The organism is Zooshikella ganghwensis DSM 15267 (assembly GCF_000428585.1).
Lineage (GTDB): Bacteria > Pseudomonadota > Gammaproteobacteria > Pseudomonadales > Zooshikellaceae > Zooshikella > Zooshikella ganghwensis.
In genome coordinates this window covers 1-3,704 of the sequence record NZ_AUAF01000260.1, presented here as the reverse complement: position 1 = coordinate 3,704, position 3,704 = coordinate 1, and the positions used below count along the sequence as shown (strand labels likewise).

Here is a 3,704-nt window from a genome sequence, read left to right as displayed (position 1 = left end):
ACGGAAGCTAATGTTAAACACTGAACTTTAACATTGGCAGCCCTTGGGGCTGCTCATAGCTGTCAAGCCTCCCGCTCTGCGGGAGCGTTATGACTAAAGTTTTTGATCGTCTAATCAGTAATTATACGAAATTATCCCTCCTTTAAGGTTAGCCTGAAGAGAACTAAACTTTGATCTAGTAGGACGTTGACTTCCTTGAGGCTTCAAATGCGTAGCATATATACTTTACTGTTTTTTATTATACTCACTGCAACTTCGACTTCAGCGGGTGAGCTGGTGATTTTTAACTGGCAAGAGTATTTATCCCCGAATATTATTGAACGATGGAAAAAAGAAACCGGCTGGAAGATACACCAAATTTATTATGATACTGATGAAATGCGTGATGAAGTTCTTGCAAGTGAGGTTGCTGAACAGTTTGACCTCGTTGTGATTGATAGTATTTCTGCACAATTATTTGGAAAGAATAATAAATTAGTTTCGATAACACGCTCAGAAGTAAGTAATTTGGTTAATATCCAGAAGCGTTGGACTCAAAGTTGCGGTAATTTCGGTGTTCCATATTTCTGGGGGACCGTTGGCATTGTATATAGAGCAGATAAGATTGAGACCAAACCGGTATCATGGAGAGCATTGATTGAACCAGAAGAAAGTCTTTTTGGTCATATAGGAATGCATGAAGATTTTACAGATACACTGATTCCAGTATTAAAATTGAGTGGCTACTCAATATATAGCGAAAATAATGATCATCTTAAAGCCGCTTATCAGTTACTTAGAAAGCAAATTCCAGCAGTCATGACATATGATTATGTTATTAGTTATATTAGTGCCAAGCCTGATGATGAAGAATTATATATGGCCATTGGCTATAGCGGTGATCAACACACATTAAACGATCTAACAGGAAAAGACAGTTGGCAGTATATTGTGCCTGATGAAGGTACATCACTATGGATTGACTGTTTTTCTGTATTAAGTCACTCTACAAAGAAACAGCAGGCACTATCATTTATTAATTTTCTAAATAATGCAGAAAATGCAGCAATTAATGCTAAAGATATTGGGTATGCAACGACTAATAAATCTGCCATTGAACTGTTACCTAGCGAAGTGAAAAATGATAAAAGTATATATCCTGATCAAGATGTTTTAGATAGAAGCGAACCATATAGAATTATTTCTGATAAAAATATGAGTCAGAGAAATCGAGTCATGCGAGCTTTGAGAAAAGAGCATGAGACTAAGTAAACGTGTTAGAGTATTAATCCTACCTGTTTTAGTATTGAGCTACTTAATCACGTTCATAGGTATTTATCAAGTTCAAAAAAAATCGTTGATTGATTTTTTATCCAGTCAAGCTCATTTACAGCTAAATCAGCTTGTTGATAGCATGAACAGGTACCTAAGTTTTGCTGATACGTATTTCCCGTCGTTAGTTAGAAGTGCTGAGATACGACAATACTTAAATGTTGAAGATAAACGATTTAAAGCGCTTGCAGTTGAGGGTAACTTAGAAACAGCAATTCAAGACTTAGATGAAATTAGCTTTCACTATATATCGTTAGCTATTTTTTTTCCAAATAATAATATCGAGTTTTACTATGAAAATAGCGGTGATCCATTTAGTACAATAGATCCAAAAATACCAACTATTGTGCAGGAAATGCGTGATAATAAAATTATTAGTAATAGATATTTAATAAGTGAAAACAACACAACCCGACTTTTGTATATTCGTTTTATTGATCGGTATACGCAGCGTAAACCCTTAATGAAAGACTGGGATCAGTCTATTGCTGTGATCATGGCATTTGATGCCTCGGACTTTGATGCCTGGCGGGAGACTTTAAAGAAAGAACAAAACATCGATACCTATATACTATTAGAAGGCGGTGAGTCTAGAGAAATTTCTGAATCATTGATTTCTGTGACCTATAAAATAACTAATTTAGGTAGTATTGCTCTTGTTGTAAGTGATGATGAAATTTCTGAACAGTTACGCACGCTCGAAAAACGTATGATACTGTCGTTTGTGATTTTGACAGTTTGCTCATATATAATGTTAATATTCCTAATTAAACGTTATATTACCAGTCCAATAGAAGTATTGGAAAAAGATTTGACAGATGTACTTGAAGGTAATAAAGATAAACCAAATGCCTATGGTAGCCAGGATGAAGTAGGTAGTTTAAGCCGTGCTTTTGTTCGAGTTTATGAGCAACTCCATAATGTATATGAAGTAACTAAGGAGATGGCAGAGCGTGATGCGCTAACAAAGCTTTATAATAGAAGAACATTTACTAGCTGTTTAGATCGAGTTATTTCTCGAGCTAATAGAAAGTCAAAAAAAGTTGCATTACTGTATATTGATTTAGATAACTTTAAATTTGTTAATGATAAATTTGGGCATGAAGCTGGAGATATCCTACTTAAAACATTCGCCGAGCGCTTACAGTTATCAGTACGTACAACTGATATTATTGTAAATATTTATGATCATGATCTTGCAAGATTGGCAGGTGATGAATTTGCAGTGCTGTTACATGACTTTGATAAAGACGCAGTACTCTATAAAGTCGCTGAGAGAATATTAGCATTATTTGAAGATGGTTTTGAATGTGATGCAGGACATTTCCCTGTCTCTGCCAGTATAGGAATAGCGATTTACCCTGATGATGGTTCTAACCCTACGGAACTTATTTCTAATGCAGATACAGCAATGTACCAAGCTAAACACGCTGGTAAAAACCAATATGCTTTTTACTCACAAGAACTAGCTATTCAAGCAAGAAGAGATAAAGAAATAGAAACTGAACTTAAGAAAAGAAATTTTAGCGAATTTGAAGTCTATTATATGCCTGTGTATTATGCAAAAACATTAAAAGTAGCAGGTGTAGAAGCATTGTTGCGCTGGCAGTCCGATGTGCTGGGTTTTATTTCGCCTGCTGAGTTTATCCCTATAGCAGAAAGTCGTGGATACTTTGAGGCAATAGATTTTTGGGTGATTGGACAAGTTATTAAAGATATTCCTCAATTACAAGATCTCTATAGTAATGAACTTAAAATAGCAATTAATATTTCATCAGCACATCTTAGCTCAAAACATTTTATTGAAAAAATCGCGGCAGTATTTTCTGACTCTCAGGTGAATCTCTCGATTATTCAATTAGAGATAACTGAAACATTTGAAATATGTGATATTGGTAAGGTTGAAAAAAATTTGGCCTTACTAAGAAATATTGGTGTATCACTAGCCATCGACGACTTTGGAGCTGGTTATACATCTTTGGTTCAGTTGTTGAACTACCCCATTGATACAATTAAAGTAGACAAAAGCTTGGTTGATATGATGGTTGATAATCGCCGTTGTGCAATGGTGTTATCACTCATAAAGTACCTAAAGCATCAGGGTTTTAAAGTGACTGTTGAAGGTATTGAGCATAAAGAGCAGGCAGAGCAACTGATTGCAGCAGGATGTGATTACTTGCAGGGATTTCTATACAGTAAACCAATGCCATTAAATAGTCATATTCAACAATTAAAAATTTCATCTGGCTAGTTAGCTGATAGAACTAAAGGAAACTGAGTCTAAAGTATACTATTCTGAGCAGGGCAATCGCATATAAAAATACAACAAAATCAGTATAATAGGATGATTAGCAACTGACTTAGAGCATCACATTGGAAAAAAATAATACAAT

The 3,704-nt window shown here is 35.0% G+C and carries 2 protein-coding genes; both read left to right on the top strand.

All coding sequences use genetic code 11. The annotated features are described in order from the left end of the window. Positions 1-207 precede the first annotated feature (207 nt). Positions 208-1,251 (top strand): polyamine ABC transporter substrate-binding protein, encoded by a 1,044-nt coding sequence (locus F607_RS0125450; protein ID WP_051311835.1) that lies wholly within the window; start codon positions 208-210, stop codon positions 1,249-1,251. A gap of 85 nt (positions 1,252-1,336) precedes the next feature. After that, complete coding sequence (locus tag F607_RS0125445) at positions 1,337-3,562, top strand: bifunctional diguanylate cyclase/phosphodiesterase (RefSeq protein WP_169719852.1); 2,226 nt, start codon at positions 1,337-1,339, stop codon at positions 3,560-3,562. The last annotated feature ends 142 nt before the right edge of the window (positions 3,563-3,704 follow it).